The sequence below is a fragment of the Gluconobacter sp. Dm-62 genome (assembly GCF_018256155.1).
GTDB lineage: Bacteria > Pseudomonadota > Alphaproteobacteria > Acetobacterales > Acetobacteraceae > Gluconobacter.
Genome location: NZ_JAERLY010000002.1, coordinates 106,481 through 125,618, shown reverse-complemented (window position 1 = coordinate 125,618; position 19,138 = coordinate 106,481). Strand labels below are relative to the sequence as shown.

Annotated in this window: 16 protein-coding genes; 5 read left to right on the top strand and 11 right to left on the bottom strand. The window is 58.7% G+C overall.

Annotated features, from left to right (window positions below; genetic code table 11):
- Positions 1-10: 10 nt before the first annotated feature.
- From JK202_RS02340 to JK202_RS02310, 7 genes are all read right to left on the bottom strand, one after another.
- On the bottom strand, positions 11-379 hold the full coding sequence (locus tag JK202_RS02340) for an SUF system Fe-S cluster assembly protein (RefSeq protein ID WP_211557663.1): 369 nt from the start codon (positions 377-379) through the stop codon (positions 11-13).
- Positions 376-1,617: a cysteine desulfurase gene (locus JK202_RS02335; RefSeq protein ID WP_211557662.1), complete on the bottom strand. Its 1,242-nt coding sequence runs from the start codon at positions 1,615-1,617 to the stop codon at positions 376-378. The genes JK202_RS02340 and JK202_RS02335 overlap by 4 nt, the downstream gene beginning before the upstream one ends.
- Complete coding sequence (sufD, locus tag JK202_RS02330; protein ID WP_211557661.1) at positions 1,614-2,792, bottom strand: Fe-S cluster assembly protein SufD; 1,179 nt, start codon at positions 2,790-2,792, stop codon at positions 1,614-1,616. The genes JK202_RS02335 and sufD overlap by 4 nt, the downstream gene beginning before the upstream one ends.
- 14 nt (positions 2,793-2,806) lie before the next feature.
- Entirely contained in the window at positions 2,807-3,577 is a 771-nt protein-coding gene (sufC, locus tag JK202_RS02325) for a Fe-S cluster assembly ATPase SufC (RefSeq protein ID WP_211557659.1), read from the bottom strand.
- A gap of 1 nt (position 3,578) precedes the next feature.
- Positions 3,579-5,060, bottom strand: coding sequence for a Fe-S cluster assembly protein SufB (gene sufB, locus JK202_RS02320; RefSeq protein WP_211557652.1), 1,482 nt, complete (start codon positions 5,058-5,060; stop codon positions 3,579-3,581).
- 12 nt (positions 5,061-5,072) lie between these two features.
- Positions 5,073-5,555, bottom strand: a complete 483-nt coding sequence (locus JK202_RS02315; RefSeq protein WP_211557651.1) for an SUF system Fe-S cluster assembly regulator — start codon at positions 5,553-5,555, stop codon at positions 5,073-5,075.
- Positions 5,556-5,676: 121 nt separating this feature from the next.
- Complete coding sequence (locus tag JK202_RS02310; protein ID WP_249199558.1) at positions 5,677-6,876, bottom strand: DUF445 domain-containing protein; 1,200 nt, start codon at positions 6,874-6,876, stop codon at positions 5,677-5,679.
- Between the two features lie 224 nt (positions 6,877-7,100).
- Here JK202_RS02310 and JK202_RS02305 point away from each other — a divergent pair, with 224 nt between their 5' ends.
- Together JK202_RS02305 and JK202_RS02300 are read left to right on the top strand one after the other, a co-directional pair.
- A complete protein-coding gene (locus JK202_RS02305; RefSeq protein WP_211557650.1) occupies positions 7,101-9,878 on the top strand; it encodes a phosphoenolpyruvate carboxylase in 2,778 nt (925 codons plus the stop codon).
- A gap of 86 nt (positions 9,879-9,964) precedes the next feature.
- Positions 9,965-11,548 (top strand): S10 family peptidase, encoded by a 1,584-nt coding sequence (locus JK202_RS02300; RefSeq protein ID WP_211557649.1) that lies wholly within the window; start codon positions 9,965-9,967, stop codon positions 11,546-11,548.
- Between the two features lie 58 nt (positions 11,549-11,606).
- Here JK202_RS02300 and JK202_RS02295 read toward each other — a convergent pair whose 3' ends face one another.
- From JK202_RS02295 to JK202_RS02280, 4 genes are all read right to left on the bottom strand, one after another.
- On the bottom strand, positions 11,607-11,981 hold the full coding sequence (locus JK202_RS02295) for a hypothetical protein (protein WP_211557647.1): 375 nt from the start codon (positions 11,979-11,981) through the stop codon (positions 11,607-11,609).
- Positions 11,982-12,063: 82 nt separating this feature from the next.
- Complete coding sequence (gene fusA, locus JK202_RS02290) at positions 12,064-14,166, bottom strand: elongation factor G (RefSeq protein WP_211557645.1); 2,103 nt, start codon at positions 14,164-14,166, stop codon at positions 12,064-12,066.
- A gap of 170 nt (positions 14,167-14,336) precedes the next feature.
- Positions 14,337-14,639 (bottom strand): 50S ribosomal protein L28, encoded by a 303-nt coding sequence (gene rpmB, locus JK202_RS02285; protein WP_041110511.1) that lies wholly within the window; start codon positions 14,637-14,639, stop codon positions 14,337-14,339.
- A gap of 96 nt (positions 14,640-14,735) precedes the next feature.
- The gene (locus JK202_RS02280; protein ID WP_211557643.1) at positions 14,736-16,538 is read right to left on the bottom strand and encodes an ABC transporter ATP-binding protein/permease; all 1,803 of its coding nucleotides are present in this window, start codon (positions 16,536-16,538) and stop codon (positions 14,736-14,738) included.
- Between the two features lie 44 nt (positions 16,539-16,582).
- On the opposite strand from JK202_RS02280, the gene JK202_RS02275 reads away from it, so the two are divergent.
- The 3 genes from JK202_RS02275 to JK202_RS02265 all read left to right on the top strand — a co-directional run bounded on the left by JK202_RS02275 (position 16,583) and on the right by JK202_RS02265 (position 19,129).
- Positions 16,583-17,446 (top strand): NUDIX domain-containing protein, encoded by an 864-nt coding sequence (locus tag JK202_RS02275; RefSeq protein WP_211558670.1) that lies wholly within the window; start codon positions 16,583-16,585, stop codon positions 17,444-17,446.
- The gene (locus JK202_RS02270; RefSeq protein WP_211557641.1) at positions 17,443-17,889 is read left to right on the top strand and encodes a DUF3574 domain-containing protein; all 447 of its coding nucleotides are present in this window, start codon (positions 17,443-17,445) and stop codon (positions 17,887-17,889) included. Before JK202_RS02275 ends, JK202_RS02270 begins: the two co-directional genes overlap by 4 nt.
- Positions 17,890-18,010: 121 nt before the next feature.
- Positions 18,011-19,129 carry an AI-2E family transporter gene (locus JK202_RS02265; protein WP_211557638.1) on the top strand — a complete coding sequence of 373 codons (1,119 nt, stop codon included), beginning with the start codon at positions 18,011-18,013 and terminating at the stop codon, positions 19,127-19,129.
- Positions 19,130-19,138: the final 9 nt, after the last annotated feature.

Genomic DNA, 19,138 nt, shown 5'->3' with positions numbered 1-19,138 from the left:
TTTTTCCGGATCAGAACATATTCAGGGCAAGACGGGCATCATCGCTCATACGGCTCATATCCCATGGCGGATCCCAGACGATCTCGATCGTCGCCTGGCTCACACCCGGAACATGAGACACGGCATCACGCACCATCTCGGGCAGTTCCTGCGCGCTGGGACAGTTTGGAGCCGTCAGCGTCATTTCCATATGAACGCGGCCATCGTCATGCAGGTCAATCGCGTAGATCAGGCCAAGCTCATAGACGTTGACCGGGATCTCCGGATCATAAACCGTGGCAATGGCTGCGATGACGGCTTCCTGATCCGGAGCAGCGCCCGAAGCAGGAACGCAGGCTTTGTCTTCACTGGGAGAGATATCGGTCATGGCTTCACTCATGTGAGCATCATCCGGGCCCGTTCAAGGCCTTCGATAAACGTGTCGATTTCGTCGGTCGTGGTGTAGATGCCGAAACTGGCACGCGCCGTGGCCTGAACACCCAGACGCCGGACCAGCGGTTCGGCACAATGCTGCCCCGCGCGGATGGCAATCCCGAGCTGATCGAGCAGCGTTGCCAGATCATGCGGGTGAGCGCCGTCCATGAGGAAGGAAATCACGCCACCACGCTCTTCAGGCGCACCAAGAACACTCAGGCTGTTGATGCCGCGCATCTTTTCCAGCGCGTAGCTGGTCAGTTCCGCTTCATGACGGGAGATCGCATCATAACCAATGCTTTCCACGAAACGGACGGCAGCACCCAGACCAATCGTTTCCAGAATGGCCGGTGTTCCGGCTTCGAACTTGTGAGGCACATGGGCCCAGGTGGCGCGTTCGAACGAGACGTTCTGGATCATATCACCACCGCCCATGAAAGGCGGCATGGCGTCCAGAAGCTCCATCTTGCCCCAAAGCACACCGATCCCCGTGGGACCATAGAGCTTGTGCCCGGTGAAGGTGAAGAAATCTGCCCCGAGCTCCTGCACATCAATCCTGCGATGCACGACAGACTGTGACCCATCCAGCAGGATGCGCGCGCCGTAAGCGTGAGCGATTTCCGTCAGTTTCCTGGCCGGCGTGAGGGTCCCGAGCACGTTGGACATATGCGTGATGGCAACGAGCGCCACCTTGCCGTCCGAAAGGAGCGCTTCGTAGGCGTCCAGATCGATGTCACCGGCGGCATTGATGGGCGCAACCCGCAGATCAATGCCTGCACGGTCCCGCAACATGAGCCAGGGCACGATATTGGCGTGGTGCTCGAGTTCAGAAATCAGGACCGCCTGACCCGGCTTGAGCATGCAACCAAAGCTGTGGGCCACGAGGTTAATGGCCTCGGTGCTGTTGCGGGTAAATACAATCTCGCGATGGTCGGGCGCATTCAGCAGACGGGCAACGTCATGACGGACGCGCTCATAGGCTTCCGTCGTTCGCTCGCTCATCCAGTGCAGGCCGCGATGGATATTGGCATATTGGTGATAGGCCGCATCCCGCATGGCCTCGATCACGACATCGGGCTTCTGCGACGAAGCCGCGCTGTCGAGAAAGACCAGCGGCCGACCATGAACGGTTTCGTTCAGGATTGGGAAATGAGCGCGGATCTCGGCCGTCGTTTTTGCGGACGTATCGCGAGTGCCCGTCATGACGCCATGCTCCGTCCCAGCAGATCACGCAGGGCCTCATCGGCAACGAGATCCAGTGCATCAATTAGGAACGCCCGCACAAGGATATCACGCGCCTGGGCTTCAGGAACGCCGCGGGAGCGCAGATAGAAAAGCTGCTCGTCATCAAGGGCGCCCACAGTCGCACCATGGCTGCACTTGACGTCATCCGCGTAGATTTCCAGCTCAGGCTTGCTGTTGATCTGCGCTTTTTCAGACAGAAGCAGCGCCTGGTTCATCTGGTAGCCGTCCGTTTTCTGGGCGACGCGATCCACGAGGATCTTACCCTGAAACACGCCCTGCCCGGCGTCAGACAGAACCGTCTTGACGGTCTGGCGCGAACTACCGTCCGGAGCCGCATGATGGATCATGGATGTCAGATCATTCAGACGCTGCCCATCCACGATCTGCACACCATTCACATGCACAATCGCATGGGGAGCGCCCAGCGTGACGACGGCTTCATGCCGGGCAAGGTTGCTGCCCTGGTTCAGAGTAAAGCTGTCGTACTCGCCCTTCTCCGACACATTGGCGGAAACGATGGCGAGATGCGTACCCGTCAGGCTTTCGCGCTGCAATTTGACGTGACGCAGCTTAGCACCTTTGCCTACGACGATATCGAAACGCGGATTGGCGATATACCGCCCCTCACCTGCATTCACATCATATAACGTCAGGGAAGCGCCATCCTCCAGCACGATGCGGTGCTGAAGATGCATCGAGACATTATCGCCATCAGACAGGCTGATGAGAGTCAGAAGTCCCGCATCCGTTCCGGCCGGAATGCGCAGATCGAGGCCTTTTTCACCCAGCGCTGCGTTCAGCGTGGCGGAAAACATGCCCTTCAGCGGAGAAATGTTCTCCGAACCCTGCGTAGCCACCTCAGGTAGAGCTGACAGGCCCTCCAGAAGTCTGCCATTCCCATACACCATGCGCGCGCCGTTTTCAGGCAGTGGCAAACGGTCAAGGAATGTACTGACGGCCTCAGAAGCCAGAGGTGCCGCCTGATGCCACGCCGTATCCGCAAGAGTGCGAAGCGGGGTATAGCGCCAGGCTTCGACACGCCGCGTCGGCAGGCCCGTCTCGGCGAGGGCAGCCCCATGCCCGGCGGAACGCTGGATGAACGCCTCCAGAGCCCGAACGGCGTCCTGCGTCACGGTCGGCGCTCCACTCACGCTGCCGCCTCGAGAAACTGGGTATATCCCTGCTTCTCAAGCGTCTTGGCGATATCAGGACCGCCGCTATGGATGATGCGGCCGTGCGCCATGACATGCACGCGGTCCGGCACGATATAATCGAGCAGACGCTGATGATGCGTGATGACCAGAGCGGAGAAATTCGGGCTGCGCAGGGAGTTCACACCTTCCGCGACGATACGCAGGGCATCAATGTCGAGCCCGCTATCCGTCTCATCAAGAATAGCGAAAGACGGCTGAAGTAGACGCATCTGGAGCACTTCATTGCGCTTCTTCTCGCCACCCGAGAAGCCGACATTAACCGCACGCTTGAGCATGTCGTCGGACATGGACAGGTGTTTGGTCTCGGCACGGACAGCCTTAAGGAAGGCCACGGCATCCAGTTCGGCTTCACCACGCGCCCGGCGAACCGCGTTCACGGCAGTCCGCAGAAAATTCGCGTTGTTCACACCTGGCAGTTCGACTGGCGACTGAAACGCCAGGAACAGACCAAGGGCCGCACGCTCTTCGGGATCAAGGGCAAGCAGATCCTGCCCCTTGAAAGTGGCGGAACCACCCGTGACTTCGTAGTCGTCACGACCGGCGAGCACGTAAGACAGCGTGGATTTACCCGAGCCGTTCGGCCCCATGATGGCGTGGATCTCGCCCTTGGGGACTTCAAGATCAAGCCCCTTGAGGATGTCCTTGGGGGTTCCATCGGCGTCGATGCGGGCCTGAAGACCCTGAATTTTCAGAAAATCGCTCATATTAACCCACACTTCCTTCGAGGCTGATCTGCAGAAGCTTCTGCGCCTCGACCGCGAATTCCATCGGCAGCTCCTTGAGCACCTCGCGGCAGAAACCATTGACGATCAGACCGACTGCATCTTCTTCCGACAGTCCGCGCGAACGGCAGTAGAAGAGCTCGTCTTCAGAGATTTTTGACGTGGTCGCTTCATGCTCCACGCGCGCCGTCATGTTACGGCTTTCGATATACGGCACCGTATGCGCGCCGCACTGATCGCCGATCAGCAGGCTGTCGCACTGCGTGAAATTGCGTGCGTTCCGCGCCTTTGGCTGCATGCGGACCAGACCGCGATAGGTGCTGTCAGACTTGCCGGCCGAAATGGTCTTGGCAATGATCGTCGAGCGCGTATTCGGCGCCAGATGAATCATCTTCGTGCCCGTATCGGCCTGCTGGTGGTTGTTGGTCACCGCAACCGAATAGAACTCGCCGACCGATCCCTCACCCGCCAGCACGCAGGACGGATATTTCCATGTGATGGCAGAGCCTGTCTCGACCTGCGTCCAGGAAATCTTGGAGCGCGCGCCACGGCAGATGCCACGCTTGGTGACAAAATTGTAGATGCCGCCACGGCCCTCATCGTCGCCCGGATACCAGTTCTGAACAGTGGAGTACTTGATCGAGGCGTCTTCCATCGCGATCAGTTCGACCACAGCCGCATGAAGCTGGTTTTCGTCACGCTGCGGCGCCGTGCAGCCTTCCAGATAGGAGACGGTCGCGCGGTCTTCGGCGATGATGAGTGTGCGTTCGAACTGCCCGGTATTGCGCGCATTGATGCGGAAATAAGTAGACAACTCCATCGGGCAGCGGACGCCCTCGGGAATGTAGACGAACGAACCGTCCGTAAAGACGGCGGAGTTCAGGGCACCGAAGAAATTGTCAGCCACCGGAACTACCGTGCCCAGATATTTCTGAACCAGTTCGGGATGTTCACGGATCGCGTCGGAGATCGGGCAGAAGATCACCCCGGCTTCGGCAAGTGTCTTGCGGAAGGTCGTCGCGACGGACACGCTGTCAAAGACGGCATCGACCGCGATGGGCAGACGCTCTTCAGCACCTTCCACACCGGCAAGCAAAGCCTGCTCATGCAGCGGAATGCCGAGCTTGGCGTAGGTCCGGAGCAGCTCGGGATCGACTTCTTCAAGGCTTTTGGGGCCGGGCTTCTTCTTCGGCTGGGCGAAGTAGTGCGCATCCTGATAATCGATCGGCGGGTAATGGATATGGGCCCAGGTCGGCTCTTCCATTTCCAGCCACGCGCGAAAAGCCTTCAGACGCCAGTCCAGCATCCACTGCGGCTCACCCTTGCGCTGTGAAATCAGGCGCACCGTATCTTCGTTGAGGCCCTTGGGCGCGATATCCATCTCGATATCGGTTTCAAAGCCCCATTCGTAGCTGGATTTCGCGAGCTTTTCGACTGTCTCGCGGGTTTCCGTCACGGCTGGCATGGTGTGTTGTCCTTAACTGACCACATCGGTCACGGAGGTTGTCTCCGCTCCAACGGAGGCGGCAGGTGCGAACGCGGGACCGCGCTTTGGCAGGCGCTCCGCGTGACGGCCCATATCCGCCAGTGTGATGCTGTTGAGTGTGCTGAGGATGGCGTCGTTCACAACGTCCCACTGCCCCGACAGGCCGCAAAGCGAGCTGTGCTCACATTCGCGCCCGTCACAACAGGCTGTAATGGCGATCGGGCCATCCACCGCTGCGATAACGGCTGCAACGGTAACTTTTTCAAGCTCGCTAGCAAGGCGGTAACCGCCTCTGGCGCCACGATGGGAAAGAACCAGACCATTGGAAGCCAGCCCCTTGAGGAGCTTGGCAACGGTAGGCTCGGGGACGCCGGTTTCTACTGCAAGGGCTGCTGCTGTTGCCAGTCCTTCGTGACGACCGAGATGGACCAGAAGGACAGTGGCGTAATCGGCCAGTTTTGACAGCCTCAGCATCGCTTGCACACTCACATCTTGTTCTAATTCAAGACTTGCTAAGTCCTGATTTGTTTCAAATGACCCATCCCGGAGCAAAGGTCAAGACTTCTGTATCCGACTGCTCGTCAGACATGGAATGTTACACGCCAAAAAACAGTCGGGAAACGCCGTCGAGCGCGGCTCCGGCGAGAAATCCGACGACTGTGCCATTTATGCGGATGTAGGCGAGGTCACGACCAACACGCGACTCCAGCCGGGCGGCCAGATCGTTCCCATCCCAGCCCGCCATCACAGCGGCGATAAAGCCAGACAACTTTTCACGCAGACCCGGAAGGATCCTCTGGACTGTACTTTCGACGGCCTGATTGACCTTAAGACGCAGAGACTCATTGGACCGCAGGGTGCTGGCGAGCTGCACCACAGCGGCATCAATCACAGTGGCGCTCCACCCATCCTCACGCCCGCTGTCTTCTTCAACCATCCGGCGCAGACGATCCCAGAGTTCCGAACTCCATCCCTTGAGGCTGGTGTGGGTCAGAACCGACGTGATGGTATCAGCCATATCCTTGCGCCGTGCGGGATCGTGCTCGATCCGGTCGATCTCGCCACGGACCCAGGTGGTGAAACCGTGGCGCAACTCCGAGTCCATTGGATCAACCCGCTCGAACTCGGCATGAAGCGCCATAAGAACCCGGCTGGCGACCGACCCTCCGATGGCCCAGCCCAGGAAGCGTCCCCCCTGCTCGCGCACACGTTCCTCCACAAAATGTCGAAGGTCCGACTCACGGGAGGTTACGGTGGTCTTGATGCGCTCCAGCAGGAAAGACAGGACTTCCTGATGCATTTCGCTATCGACCATGGCCCGCATTCCGCGCGAGACCAACGGCGCCATTTCTTCACCATTCAGAAGAACTGGCAGCGCTCGCGAAATGGCCGTCTTGGCACGTCCGTCTTCAAGGCGATCGAACATCAGGGGGATGGCGGAACGCATGCTGTTGACGAGCGTCTGGCGGGTCGCCGACTCACTCAGCATGTCGGCAATCAGGCCGGAAAGGTCAATTTTCGACAGGGCACGGCGGACGTCTTCTTCGGTAAAGAACTGCCCGGAAATGAAACGGCCCAGCGCCTGCCCAAGACGTTCTTTCTGACGGGGCAGGATGGCCGTGTGTGGGATCGGCAGCCCCAGTGGATGACGAAAAAGAGCGGTAACGGCAAACCAGTCAGCAAGGCCGCCTACAACTCCTGCCCTGGAGCCGGCGCGTAACAGACCGAAAGCCAGACTGTCATCGCCGATGTGCCGGGCCGCCGCCAATGTGGTGCCCGCAGCGAGTGCGCCCATGCCAACAAGCAGACCTCCTGCCATAAATCTTGGCGAGAGACCGGCAGGCCCGGAGTTTCGGGAAACGGGAGGGGGCGTATCCGCGTGCATGATCGCACCGATAGCATTATCCCGACGTGCTGTCGCGTCCAGAGCAAGGTTGCGCTTGGCGGCAGGGCGTGAAAAGTATTGCGGCCCGTTTTCCTTCCATTTTTCTTTTTTTCGCAGAAGCGAGACTGCTCCCGATGTCTGACTGCGCCTCCCGGCTCGATCCATCCCTCCATGGCCGCATTGACGCGATGACGTCACGGCTTCTTCACGAGCGCGATGGCCTCGCAGACCTGATTGCGTCCATTGGTTGCAGCCTGTCCAGCGATGACCGGAACGAAAGCCAAACTCAGATCACTGAAATCGAGAATGTCATCCGCGCATTACGGGATGAACATTTCGTGGAACGTGCGGCCCATCTTCGCTCCTATGTCGGGCTGGATGCGGCTGATCCGCAAGACCGGCTCAAGGCCGTGGCAAAGCGCCTGGTGGATCAGGCGTCTGATGCTGCATCCCTGACGATCCCCAAAATTGCAGCTGTTTTTACCGCCCATCCAACCTTTGCACTGGCGGACGGGGTTTATGATATCCTGACGCAGCGCGCCGAAAATCCGGAACTGCCGGTTCCGTGCCTGAAGACGCATCGCCGTCCGGGACCGCCAACACTGGCTCAGGAACAGGCTCTCGCACTGGCAGCTATCCTGCGCGGGCGCGACGCGCTCGACGACCTGACGGCCGTTCTTCTGCAGGAGATGGCCCAGAGATGGTCTGGCGAAACCGGTCAGGTTGATCCGTCTCCGGTCATTCTCGCGAGTTGGGTCGGGTTTGACACCGATGGACGCAACGATATCGGCTGGTGGGATACGCTGCGCATCCGCCTTGAGCTGAAATTTTCCCAGCTTCACCGTCTGACGGATGGCCTGGGACGACTGGGCCTGCAGGACAGCGCGTTGGCCATGCGGGCACGTCGGGCAATTGAAGCCGTAAAGACACAGCATGCTGCCTGCCCGACCGGGCGGGATGCAAGCCCGGACATCATCCGCGATTTCGCGCAGACGCTGATTTCCTTTCGGGAAAAGGCACTGCTTGACGCAGCCGAACTTCTGCCGCTGTTTCAGGATGCAGCAGCCGGACTGGACGAGGAAAGCTTACTCCAGCTGCGCACTATCCGCGCGGGGTTCATGAACCATGGTCTTGGCATTGCGCGCATCCATACCCGCCTGAATGCAGCACAGATTTATAATGTTGCGAGAACCCGACTGGGTTTGACGGACGATCCGGCGCTGCCCTCGCGCCGCCGCGTGTTGCTGGCAAAAATAGACGAGGCTCTTTTGGACCTGACCCCACGCTCCGTCGATTTCGGGTCACTGCTGGTCGAGCCTGCCTCTGCTGCACGTCTGATGATGACGATGGCGCAGATCCTCAAGCATATCGACTCAGGATCACCCATCCGCTTTCTCATCGCCGAGACCGAGAGCGGCTACACCCTGCTGGCCACACTGTGGCTGGCACGACTGTTCGGAATCAAAGACCACCAGATCGAGATTTCGCCGCTGTTCGAGACAGAAAGCGCGCTTGAAAACGGCGAAACCATTCTGGAAGAAGCCTTCCGGTCAAGCCACTGGCGCGACTATCTGCGGGCAAACGGACGACTGTCGCTCCAGTTTGGCTATTCCGATTCGGGCCGGTATGTTGGACAGCTTGCGGCTACCAATCTGGTCGAGCGTCTCCGCATGCGCACCCTGTCGCTTCTGGCAGAGCATGGACTGGAAGACGTCTCCCTGACGCTGTTCGACACGCATGGTGAGAGCATTGGCCGCGGCGCGCATCCCTTCAGCCTGCGTCAACGTCTCGATTATTTCTCCCCTGCCCGTACACGGCTCGCGATGCGCGAGGCCGGCATTGGCTGTCGGGTTGAAACCGCATTTCAGGGTGGCGACGGATATACGCTGTTCGGCACCAAAGCACTTGCAGCGTCCACGATCGCAACACTTGCGGAACATACGGCTGAAATTCCGCATGATACGAGAGATCCGGTCTATGCGCGCCCGGATTTCGCCGCTGATTTCTTCTCGACCATCGCACTCGACATGGGCGCGCTGGTCGATGATCCGGGCTATGCGGCCCTCCTGAGTGCATTCGGCCCCTCCCTGATCGACAAAACCGGTTCGCGGCCCTCTGCACGTCAATCCGATGCCGCGACGGTAACGCGCATCACGCATCCGGGGCAGCTTCGAGCCATCCCCAACAACGCAATTCTTCAACAGCTGGGCTGGTGGGCGAATGTGCTACACGGGCTGGGCAATGCGGCACAGCGACACCCTGAAACCTTCGAGCAGTTCGCCACGGACTCTTCGCGGTTTCGCGAAGCCATGGATTTTGCGCGTCAGGCCCTCGCCCATTCCGATCTGGATGTACTGCGTGCCACGATCCATCAACTTGATCCTGGCACATGGCTGGACCGCGCTGCAAAAGCACGGGGCGATGAAGAACGTCAGAGCCTGCTGACCATTTCGCACGGGCTGGAGCTGCTACGATTCTGGACCAGCGGCCCAGCCATGTTCAGGCGCATCCAGACAGACCATATCGCCCTGCGCGCAGCCTGGCCCGACGCGCCGCGGATGGAAGCCCGCGAGAAACTTCTGCATGCAATTCGCTTTGCCCTGATTGACCGGCTCTGGGACCTTTCAACGCGTATTCCCTATTTCGGGCCACGCAACAGCCTGACGCGGGAAGCCATCACGAACCTGATCCTCTGTCTGGATGTGCCACGCGCGTTGCATCTTCTGGAAGATCTGTTCCCCCTGACAGCCCCGAGCGTCGCAAACCTAGATTTTGGCGAACCGGGCGATGCAGCAGAAGCGGCAGGCTTTGCCCGTGAACATGAGGAAATCTTTGAACCATTGTCGCGCTGTTTTGCGCTGCTGCGTGAGGTTGGCATAGCCATCATGCACGCCAATCGGGCTTTCGGTTAAGACGTGATACGCGGCCAGAACTCTCGTTTTCTGGCCGCAGACATCTAAAAACCTGCGTAACAAACCCTAACGGAAAGTTCTTCTGCATGCTTCGCAAGGCCCTTCTTCTGGGCGCAGCCATCATGGCCGTGCCTGCTCTGGCCGCAGAATCCGCGACACCGCCCCCCAATGCCGACAGCGTGACAAACGGGATTGTAACGGTGAATGGCGCGACTATTCCCTATCGGGCAGTTGCAGGCACCATTCTGGTTCACGCCGCCGATTACAACGATTCCAGCGATATTCTCGCACAGCGTGGCACGAAGCTTGATGGCGGCAAGGACGACGACAGCAAGAATGCGCCGGTCGCCTCCATGTTTTACACTGCCTATTTCAAGGAAGGCGTTCCGTCGGAAAAGCGCCCGATCACTTTCCTCTATAACGGTGGTCCGGGATCAGCTTCCGTCTGGGTCCATATGGGCACGTTCGGTCCGCGTCGGGTGAACACACCTGGCGATACACACCTGCCAGCCGCTCCTTATGCGCTGATCAACAACCCACAGTCGCTGCTGGATGTGTCGGACGTTGTTTTCATCGATGCGCCGGGCACGGGCTTCTCGCGGATTGCTGGCAAGGATGCAGCCAAAGAGTTCCTCGGCGTTGACGGCGACGCAGAGGCCTTCACGCATTTCATTTCGAAATTTCTGGCCAAATATCGCCGCTATAACTCGCCCAAATATCTGTTTGGCGAAAGCTACGGTACGATGCGGTCCGCCGTGGTCGTCAACAATCTGGAGCAGGACGAGAACATCGACTTCAACGGGGTGATCCTGCTGTCGCAGATCCTGAACTACGACAACAGCGATGACAGCCCGCAGTTCAATGCCGGTGTTGACGATCCGTATGTGCTCGCACTGCCGACCTATGCCGCGACGGCCTGGTATCATCATTGCCTTCCGGCCGAACATCCAGACCTGAAGTCCTTCCTGCATGAGGTCGAGCATTTCGCGATGACCGACTACACGCTGGCCCTGCGTCAGGGCGCGGACCTGCCAGAAGACCAGCGTCAGGCCATTGCGGCAAAGCTGCACGACTATACGGGTCTGCCGGTCGATTACATTCTGCGGGCGGATCTGCGCGTCAATGGCGGCGAGTTCGACCAGCAGCTTCAGGCAAAAACCGGCATGGCGACCGGACGTCTCGACACCCGCTATTCAAGCCCGACAATCGATCCGATGAGCCAGGAAGTGGATTACGATCCGCAGTCCAGCGCCATCAGCTCGGCCTATGTCACGGTCTTTAACGACTACGTCCGCAATACGCTAAAATACGGCACCGACGAGGACTACCGCCTCTATAACAGTCAGGGCCACTGGGACAGTCATCACCATCAGCCCGGCCATGGATATCAACCCGAAGGCGAGCCAAACGTCATGACGGACCTGGCCATGGCGATGAAAACCAATCCAAACCTGCACGTCATGCTCAATGCAGGCTATTACGACCTGGCGACACCGTATTTCGAGGGCGTATACGAGATGAAGCACCTGCCCATAGCGGCCAGCCTGCAAAAGAACATCGAGTATGCGCAGTATACTTCCGGCCACATGGTTTATGTGGACCCGACGACGTTGCAGCAGCTCCACGACAATGTCGCGGCATTCATCCGACGGACGGACAATCTGCACTGATCCCTGACGGGACCGGAACAGGCGGCGGGAGGGAAAGCTTTCGCCGCCTTTTTTATGCTCAGACTTTGCGAACAGGCCAGCCGATCCGGACAAGCACGCTGTCAGGTCCGTTGACCGCAAAATCGTACATGCCCCAGGGCTTGATCGACGGCCCCTCCTTTTCCAGAACCTGTCCGGCAAACACCTGCGCCAGCGCATCCACGTCAGGACGGCGGAAATAAAGGCCGAACGGATTACGCCCGGCCTCGACCCAGCCGGGAACAGCCCGTGTCAGATGGAGTTCCTCACCCTCCGGGGTTTGCAAAAGCCGGTATTCGGGCGTGCTGCCATCCCGGGGTAAGAAGCCAAGAAGGGCAAAGAACTGTTGCGCCTGTAAAAGATCGTTCACAGGCAGAATTGCGATGACGGCTCTACTGGGTTCAGGCTGGGACATCAGTCTCTCCTTGGCGGGTTGAACACAAAAAACCCCGCCAGATTGCTCTGGCGGGGTCTGATGTCTCACCGGGGCGAAAAAATCAGGCGGACTTCGCGATGATTTCGTCGGCCACGTTGCGAGGAACAGCCTCGTAGTGATGGAACTGCATGGTGAAGGATGCACGGCCCTTCGTTGCAGAACGCAGGTGCGAGATGTAGCCGAACATTTCCTTCAGTGGCACCTGTGCACGGATCATCACGGTCGAACCAGACGTTTCCTGGCTCTGGATGATGCCGCGGCGACGGTTAAGATCGCCGACAACGTCACCGACGTGATCGTTCGGGGTCGTGACTTCAACGTCCATGATCGGCTCGAGAATCACCGGACCGGCGTTCTTCATGCCTTCACGGAAAGCAGCCTTGGCGGCGATTTCGAAGGCCAGAGCCGACGAGTCAACGTCATGGTACTTACCGTCGAGCAGCGTGAACTGGAAGTCCACGGTCGGGAAGCCGGCGAGAACACCCGTGGTGCTCTGCATGCGGATGCCCTTTTCGACAGCCGGGATGTATTCCTTCGGAACCGTACCGCCAACGACCTTGTTGGTGAAGATGATCTCATCCGGCTTGTCAGACGGAGCGAACTCGATCTTGACTTCAGCGTACTGACCCGAACCACCAGACTGCTTCTTGTGGGTGTACGTCTCGATGTGGGTCTTCGTGATCGTCTCACGATAGGCCACCTGAGGCGCACCGATGTTGGCATCAACACCGTATTCACGGCGCAGACGGTCAACGATGATGTCCAGGTGAAGCTCACCCATGCCGGACAGGATGGTCTGACCCGTTTCCTGATCGGTCTTGAGATGCAGGGACGGATCTTCAGCCGTCAGCTTCTGCAGAGCCAGCGTCATCTTCTCGACACCGTCCTTGGTCTTCGGCTCGACGGAGATGTCGATAACCGGAACCGGGAACTGCATACGCTCCAGAACCACTGGATCGGCGGCATCGGCAAGCGTGTCACCCGTGACGGTGTCCTTGAGGCCCACGAATGCGGCAATGTCACCGGCACCGACGGACTTCACTTCCTGGCGCTTGTCGGCATGCATCTGGAACATGCGGCCGACGCGTTCCTTGTGACCCTTCGTTGTGTTCAGGATGGTGTCACCGGAGTTCAGGACGCCACGATAAACGCGAACGAAGGTCAGCGTGCCGTACTTATCGGAGATGATCTTGAACGCAAGGCCAGCGAACTTGCCGTCCGGATCAACCGGAACGATCGGCAGGAAGTCCTCGTCAACCTCTTCGCCTTCCGGCGGAGCGATACGGATGCCTTCGACTTCGTCAGGAGCCGGCAGGTAATCGATCACGGCGTCGAGCAGGGGCTGCACGCCCTTGTTCTTGAAGGCCGTACCGCACATGACGGGACGGAATTCACCGGAGATCGCACCCTTCTTGATGCACTTCTTGAGGGTTGCGACGTCCACGTCACCCTTCTCGAAGTACTCTTCCATGGCAGCGTCGTCCACGGCCAGAGCCGTATCGAGCAGAGTCTGGCGGGCTTCGTCAGCCTTTTCCTTCAGGTCGGCCGGGATTTCTTCGTAATGGAACTTGGCGCCGAGTTCGCCGCCTTCCCACACGATGGCGCGCATCTCGACCAGATCAACCACGCCAACGAAGTTTTCTTCGGCGCCGATCGGGAGCTGCAGCGGCACGGCCACGATGTCGAGCTTCTCTTTCAGCGTGCTGAAAGCATAATAGAAGTCGGCGCCGGTACGGTCGAGCTTGTTGATGAAAATGACGCGCGGAACGTTGTAACGGTCAGCGAGGCGCCAGTTCGTTTCCGACTGCGGCTGCACGCCAGCCACGCCTTCGATCACGAAGATCGCGCCATCGAGCACGCGGAGCGAACGGTTGACTTCGATGTTGAAGTCAATGTGGCCCGGGGTGTCGATGATGTTGATGCGGTGGTCGTTCCACTCACACGTCACGGCTGCCGAGGTGATCGTGATGCCACGCTCACGCTCCTGCGCCATGTAATCGGTGGTGGTGTTGCCTTCGTGGACCTCACCGATCTTGTGAGAGACACCCGTGTAATACAGGATACGCTCGGTCGTCGTGGTCTTACCGGCATCGATATGCGCGGTAATACCGATGTTGCGAATCTTCGAGAGAGCCGACTTGGCTTCCTGAACGCTTTCGGACACGGAGAACCTCCAAAATACAATGAAAGGTGTTTCAGCCTGGACCGAAACACCTCCGCTGCGGCCCTAGTGAAAGGACCGAACCTGATTTATCCCAGTGGCGGCTGAATGACCCAGACCGCCATGGTTTTCAAGAGCAATCTTGTTACCAAACAAAGTTCGGTACAGATTCCTCAGGCGGTCTGGGCAGCCTTGCGTTCCTGAACGCGCAGGATACGGCGCTTGATGACCTGGGCTTCCGTCGGAAGCTTGCGGTTCGGTGTACCCAGCAGGAACGAATCCAGCCCACCGTTGTGCTCAACCGTGCGGATACCATTGGTGGACAGGCGCATACGCACCGAAGCACCGAGAATATCGGAGATCAGCGTGGTCTCCTGCAGGTTCGGGAGAAAACGACGGCGGGACTTGTTATTGGCGTGGCTGACGTTGTTGCCCGTCAGCACGCCCTTGCCCGTGATCTGGCAACGGCGAGACATGGTGGTACTTTCCTCGATGCTGGATGACGCAGGACAGCGAGGTCCGGCGTGTTCCGTAAATCAGGCGCGGCTTATGACGTATGCTTGGGGGCTTCGTCAACCCCCGGAGACGTTTTCACCGGCCTGTGCAGCCCACATTGCGGCATAATGACCACCTGCGGACAGCAGTTCCATGTGGCTTCCCTGCTCCACCACGCGCCCTGCGTCAAGTACGACGATGCGATCGGCGTCCTGAACCGTGGAAAGACGATGCGCAACAATAACCGTCGTGCGTGCCTGCGACAGGACCGCGAGTTCCTTCTGGATGGCGACCTCCGTGCGGGTGTCGAGCGCGCTTGTGGCCTCGTCCAGCAGAAGGATGCGCGGGTCCTTGAGGATGACGCGGGCAATGGCCACACGCTGCTTCTCGCCCCCAGAAAGCTTCAGCCCCCTTTCCCCCACGACCGTCTCATATCCATCCGGAAGTTCCCGGATAAACGCATCGATCTGGGCGCTCCGAGCGGCTCTTTCAATATCGTAGCGGGATGCCAACAGGTCACCATAGGCAATATTGTCGCCAATGCTGGAATTGAAGAGCACCGTATCCTGCGGCACCGTGCCGATGATGTTCTGGATGTCCGCCGGCGCAATATCGCGCAGATCGTGACCATCGATGCAGACCGAGCCTTCTGTCGGATCGTAGGCCCGGGTCAGCAGGCGCCCCAGAGTGGATTTCCCCGAGCCTGTATGCCCCACGATGGCCAGGGACGTCCCAGCAGGCACATTGATGGAAACGTCATACAGGATCTGCCGTGCAGGGCTGTAGCCAAAGGAAACATGGCGAAAGTCCACCGCAGCAGCCCCGGCCTCCGAAAGTTTTCCAGGCAGATGTATGGGCTGTGAGGCGCGTCCGATTTCCGAGCGGATGGCGAGCAGCTCGAGATAGTTTTCCAGATCGACCCGGGCATTGCGCCATCCTGCACTGACGTAGTTCAGGGCCCCAACAGACGAATAAAGCCCACTGAGATAACTGCCAATCAGGACGAACTGCGCCACAGCGAGGCGATGGAGCACGATGTCATGGGCTGCCATGGCAAGGAGTGTTGTGGTGGTTGCTGCAATCAGAATGCCACGACTGACCTGAGACAGGCTGACATACCGTTGGAGGCTGATCTCGGCCTGTCTCAGATCTTTGCGCGCGGCGTCGTAACGGGCGATTTCATGAGGCTCGTTGGCAAAGCTTCGGACCGTTTCGAAGTTCAGAATACTGTCTACGAGCTGATGCTGGGCCTGATTACTGGCACGGTTACGCGCACGTCTGGCCGTCATCCGCAGTCGGGTGAAGATATAGGAGACGGCGGAATACAGTCCGAGCGCGATCAACAGCAGTGCGACATAACGCCAGTCAAAAATCTTCAGGATGACGGTCAACGTCATGATGAGTTCGATAACGTTGGGCAGCACATTGAAAAGCGCCAGAGAAAGCAGTGTTCCGACTGCATCCGCACCACGGTCGAGTGTTCTGGTCAGGGAGCCGGTCTGACGATCCAGATGAAAGCGGACACTCAGGTCATGCAAATGACGAAGGCCAAGGACAGCAACGCGACGCTGAAGATCCGCTTCAACCGGCTTGACCAGAAGCTCCCGCAGCGGCGTTGCCAGTCCCGAAATGATCCGGATGACCGCATACTGAGCAATCAGCCAGACCGGGACAGCCAGAAGAGTTTCGGGGCGTGACAGGCTGCTGACCATACGACTGAAAAGCCAGGGCGTGGCAACGGCCGTACCGCTTTCAATCAGAAGAATAACCAGCGCGATGCCGATGCGCGTCGCATCAGGCCAGAGTTTTTCCGGCCGAATCAGGGGCCACAGAACCCGTAGGGGAAGCGCTTCGGAAGTCGAATCGGTTTTCTTGAACATGCCCTGACTATTGGAAGTGCCGACGATGCTTTGCAAATGGCCCCCTGCATGCGACATATTGGCCCGTGGCTGATAAATCTTCTTCTCCCTCCCTCGAACCGTTTCTCCGACATATCGCGGCCTGCAACAGCGCGGTTCTGCCGGGCGGCCGAAATCCGTTTTTCTGTGGTGCCGAGCAGATCGGCTGGGTCAGCCCTGCGACGACAAAAGCCCTTGAATCTCTTGGTCTGACTCAGGAACAGGCTGTTGGCGTAAATCTGGGTGCAGAACTTTTTCCGCTCTCCCAGGCCCTTTGCGATATGGGGCTTTACACGTCCCATAACGAAGCGTTCGATGTTCGTAACGATAGCGGGGCCGTTCTGGGACAGGTGGATCGGGGCGCCATTCCCGTTCTGGGGCTCGCAGCAGAGGGTGTGCATCTGAACGGGCTGGTCGAACGTGCGGAAGGGCTCTTCCTGTGGGTGGCCCGTCGCAGCATGAGCAAGCGACTGGACCCCGGGAAGCTGGACCATCTCGTCGCCGGTGGCATGAGCGCGGGCCTCGATCCGCAGACAACGGTTATCAAGGAAGCGCAGGAAGAAGCGGGAATACCAGCTGATCTTGCAGCAACAGCACGTGCAGTAAGCCGGATCGAGTATGCGCTTGAACGTCCTGAAGGATTAAGGCGTGACGTCCTGCACTGCTATGATCTGTTGCTGCCCGAGACCTTCGTGCCAATTGCTGAAGATGGCGAAGTGGAAAGCTTCCATCTTCTGCCAATCCAGAATGTCATGGCACTCGTCCGGGATACCGACGACTTCAAGTTCAACGTCAATCTCGTTCTGATCGACCTTTTTATCCGCCGTGGTCTGTTCGAACCTGCCGAGGCCATCATTCTGCGCAATGCCCTGACAGGACAGCCCGCATGAGAAGGGCTGTAGCCCTGCTTATTCTGACCGCGCCGCTACTGGGCGGATGTATCGTACCGGTCAGCGTCACGCCCAACCTGTGCCGGGAAATCCAGACGCATGATGATCTTCAGATCCGCCTGATGTTCGGCCTGACACGCCCGGACGGCAGCGTGATTGACGATGACGACTGGCAGGGATTTGTGGACAGCGAAATCACCCCACGCTTCCCGGCCGGTTTTACCGTGATCGACGGTCAGGGACAGTGGTACGATGCAGCCGGTCACAGGATCATCCGGGAAGGAGCACGAATCGTCTGGATCGTGGCGTCGTCTTCGGATCGTAGCCTTCAGCCGCATCTGAAAGCCATTCGCCAGTCCTATCAGAAACGTTTCAGCCAGCAGGCCGTTGGGCTCGCGATCCAGACGGGTTGCTCTTCATTCGAGAGCGTTCCCGTGGAATAGTTCCACGATAAAGAACTGCGTTTCTCGGTTTTTGAATCTTTCTTCATCCGGACTTCTCTCGTCGGGGCAGCTTTCTCCGCGCAGGACGACAGTCCAGGCATATTTTCTTTCCGGAATTCCCATGACTGATCCTTCTCTTCCATCCGAAACCATTACGGTCGAGGCCTCAGCCTCCACAGGAACGATACAGAGGCGCGCACGGGGCTTTCTAGCGCTCTTCTTTGTGGCCATAGGGCTCTACACCCTCAAGGGCTTCCTGCCCGCACTCCTGTGGGGTTGTGTATTCGCCATTTCGATCTGGCCGCTTTATCGCCGCGCCGAGCTTCGTTTTGGCCGAAGCGACTGGCTGCCCATGCTCTTTACCGTGGCGGTCGCGCTGATCTTTCTGGTTCCGGTTTCGCTGGTCGGCGTAAAAGTCGCAGACGAGGCACGGAGTGCCCTGGAATGGATTGATGACGTCCGGAACAATGGCATCCCGATGCCGGAATGGGTGCCTCATCTGCCGTTCATGGCCGCTCAGGCCACCAATTGGTGGCAGAACCACATGACAAGCCCGCAACGCCTCTCCCACCTGCTCCACTCAGTCGATGTCGGACATGGCATGCAGATGACCAAGCAGGTCGGCTCACAGCTTGCACGCAGGGGCACGCTGTTTGCGTTCTCGCTCCTGACATTGTTCTTTTTGCTGAAGGACGGCGATAGCGTAGTTCGCAAGTGCCTTCTGGGTTCGCAGCGCCTGTTTGGTGAGCAGGGCGAAAGCCTGGCCAAGCAGATGATCTCTTCCGTTCACGGCACTCTGGCCGGACTGGTGCTGGTCGGTCTGGGCGAAGGCGCCATTATGGGCATCACCTACATGGCAACAGGGGCACCTCAGCCGTTACTGTTCGCTATGGTAACGGCCGTGGCCGCCATGATCCCATTTCTGGCCTGGCCGACAGTAGGACTGGTGGCACTCCTGCTGCTGGCAAAGAGCAGCATGATTGGCGCGATCATCGTCGCCGCGATCGGATCTGTTGTGATTTTCATCGCAGACCATTTCATCCGCCCTGCCCTGATTGGTGGCAGCACGAAAATGCCGTTTCTCTGGGTACTTCTGGGAATTTTGGGAGGCGCTGAGACCTGGGGCCTGCTCGGCCTGTTTCTCGGCCCCGCGATCATGGCCGCGCTGCATCTGCTTTGGACGCTCTGGACCGAGACCAACCCCCGCAAGGGAGTTTATGCAGAAGATACAGGATCTTAAAAAAAGGAT